The organism is Paenibacillus sp. HGF5, assembly GCF_000204455.1.
Taxonomy (GTDB): Bacteria; Bacillota; Bacilli; order Paenibacillales; family Paenibacillaceae; genus Paenibacillus_AQ; species Paenibacillus_AQ lautus_A.
Window position 1 is genome coordinate 1 of the sequence record NZ_AEXS01000109.1, and the last position, 2,811, is coordinate 2,811.

At 50.5% G+C, this 2,811-nt stretch carries 4 protein-coding genes; 1 reads left to right on the forward strand and 3 read right to left on the reverse strand.

What is annotated here, in order from left to right; translation table 11 throughout:
• The coding region (gene hmpA / locus HMPREF9412_RS17200) for an NO-inducible flavohemoprotein (RefSeq protein ID WP_009592921.1) at positions 1-945 on the reverse strand (945 nt) is incomplete at its 3' end.
• 491 nt (positions 946-1,436) lie between these two features.
• On the opposite strand from hmpA, the gene HMPREF9412_RS17205 reads away from it, so the two are divergent.
• Positions 1,437-2,129, forward strand: coding sequence for a YitT family protein (locus HMPREF9412_RS17205; protein WP_009592920.1), 693 nt, complete (start codon positions 1,437-1,439; stop codon positions 2,127-2,129).
• Positions 2,130-2,195: 66 nt separating this feature from the next.
• On the opposite strand, the gene HMPREF9412_RS17210 is transcribed toward HMPREF9412_RS17205, so the two are convergent.
• A complete protein-coding gene (locus HMPREF9412_RS17210) occupies positions 2,196-2,378 on the reverse strand; it encodes a hypothetical protein (RefSeq protein WP_009592922.1) in 183 nt (60 codons plus the stop codon).
• Positions 2,379-2,516: 138 nt separating this feature from the next.
• Positions 2,517-2,811 (reverse strand): peptide-methionine (R)-S-oxide reductase MsrB (gene msrB / locus HMPREF9412_RS17215; RefSeq protein WP_009592919.1); only part of this gene is annotated, 295 nt, incomplete at its 5' end.

Genomic DNA, 2,811 nt, shown 5'->3' on the forward strand with positions numbered 1-2,811 from the left:
ATGCAGCTTCATTGCATGCTGACTGCCGCATTTCGCCGCATGGATAAAGGTTACTTTCCGGTCAGGCTGATTCAGCAGCACGGATTCCAGCATAGCCACCATCGGAGTCAAACCGACGCCGCCGCTGATCAAGGCAAGCGGAAGATCGGAGTCCGTATCCAGCGTAAAGGTACCGGCCGGAGCCGTGACCTCGAGAACGGTCCCGACCTCTGCATGACGGTGCAGCCAGTTGGAGACGATGCCGGCAGGCTTTCCATCCAGCTCGTCTTCGCGTTTCACCGTAATTCTGTAGTAAGGATGTCCGGGTGCGGAAGAGAGGCTGTAATGACGATTATGATAATAGGCTTCGCCCTCAGGTTTTACCCGGAGCGTGATGTATTGGCCGGGTAGATAATCGGAAATTTCCCCGCCGTCCTGCGGTACCAGATAAAAGGAAGTAATGACGGAGCTTTCCTCCACCTTCCGGTCAATGACGAAATTACGGTATCCGCTCCAGCCGCCGGCTTTGTTTGCGGCTTGCTGGTACATATCCGCCTCGATGCCGATAAAGACATCGGCAATGACGCCATAAGCTTCGGCCCAAGCCTCGATAATTTCGGGCGTTGCGGCATCGCCAAGCACATCCTTCATGGCGCCGAGCAGCGTTTCGCCGACGATCGGATAGTGTTCCGGCAAGATGTTTAATGCCCGGTGCTTGTGTCCGATTTGTTTAACAACCGGGACGATGGCTTCAAGACGGTCGATATGGGCCGCAGCTGCGTATACGGCATTGGCTAGGGCAAAGGGCTGTTTTCCTTCCCTTTGATTCGCATGGTTGAATATGTTAAGAAGTTCCGGATGATGATGAAACAATTTTTGATAAAATGCGCTTGTGATTGCCGTGCCGTGGGTTTCCAGAACCGGCACGGTCGATTTAACGACCTCGATCGTACGTTGGCTTAACATGCAGACTCCCCCTTGATTCATATGATACCTTAGTCGAGTTGGTGTTCCCTTTAAGTATAGACAGGCGATGGAGCAGCTCTTGTGATTTAGATCACATCGGATTTAGCGAATATGTGAACAACATTTTTACGCGAAGGAGGTTCTTAAAGCTGGATTTTTTACATATTCCATATAGAGATTCCAATTCATTCTAGTAAGCTGTTTAGCTTGTATGCCAACTGTGTTATAATAATGTTAGCACTCTAACTAAAACGAGAAAGGATCAGGATACCATGTGTCCCCGAAGGACGAATCCCCAAAGGACGATTTGGAAACGTTATGATCTCTCATACACATAGCTTCCTTTGTAGAGCGAAGTCGGACGTCTGAAGACAAGGACGGTCTCTACGAAAGGATGGGAACTATGGTTCGAAGGATGAACTCCTCCAGGTTGCCTCAAGGTAGAGATTGGCCTATGTCTGACCAATCTACTACGACAAGAGGGATCCTGTATGAGGAAAAGACAAAACACATTTATCACCATGTCGGCGATGTTGTTCGGAACGTTTTTAATGGCTTTTACGTATTATCACATTAATTTTCACAATCATTTGACCGAAGGCGGCTTTGTCGGCCTTGCGCTGCTTGGCAAATATGCGCTTGATATTCCGCCAGCATTGAGTATGGTCCTTATGGACATACCGGTACTGCTGATTGCCTTGTTCATCAAGGGTCGGAAATTCATATTCAATACCGTTGTTGCGGCGAGCATGTTTACCTTGTTCTACGCATTGATCGAGCGGTATTCAACGCTGGTTATCGATCTGAATCATAACTTGCTGGCAGCCGCGCTGCTGTCCGGATTATTGACGGGCTTTGGAGCCGGCATCGTGCTCCGCTATGGCGGGGCGACAGGCGGCGACGACGTAATCTCCGTGCTGTTCAGCGAGTGGAGCGGGCTTAAGGTAGGGACGGTGTTTTTCCTGATGGATGCCGTAGTACTGCTATTATCGCTATTCTATATGCCATTGGTTGAAACCTTATATACTATATTAGCCGTATCGATTGCCGGGCAAGTGATCACTATCACAGTGACGTACGGTACCGAGAAAGCGGAAAAGAAACCGGTTCGGAAGGCGGTCCGTGCCCCAAGCACTCCGGTTACTCCGAAAACAGCGCAGCATACCGTTAGCGGCCGTTCATAATGCGGTCCCAATAAGAGAAGCTCACCCGCATGGTAGGGTGAGCTTCTTTCATGTGCTTTATACGCTTTACTTCTCGTCCTTGGGGTGGTTCTCGTCCCACTCCTGTGCCTTGGCGGTGGCGATGGCGATGGCACGTCCCTCGTCGTAGTCCTCCTCCAGCAAGGCATTGGCAATTTCCACGGCTTTATTCCTCACCCGCGGCTCCAGATTTTTCATGGATGGCGGATAATCATTTTTGCTCCAAGGCATGGTACGCTCCCTCCAATTCAACTGTTCATTGCATGTACTGTATATTACCCCGTGCAACCAAATTGAATAAACGGGTTCAACCGCACCCCATAAAAAGTGCATTGCCCCTTCAAGGGCAATGCACTTGGAAACTTGGATTTATTCGAACAGCTGCAAATACTCGCCGTAGCCTTCCTTCTGCATCTCTTCCTTCGGCACAAACCGGAGCGCAGCGGAATTGATGCAGTAACGGAGCCCGTTCGGTCCGGGTCCGTCGTCGAACACATGGCCGAGGTGAGAGTCGCCTTTTTTGCTTCGTACCTCGGTGCGGACCATCATGTGGGTGAGATCCATTTTTTCCTTGATGTTGTATTCGCGAATCGGACGGGTGAAGCTTGGCCATCCGCAGCCGGCGTCGTATTTGTCCGTAGAACTGAAGAGCGGCTCGCCGGAC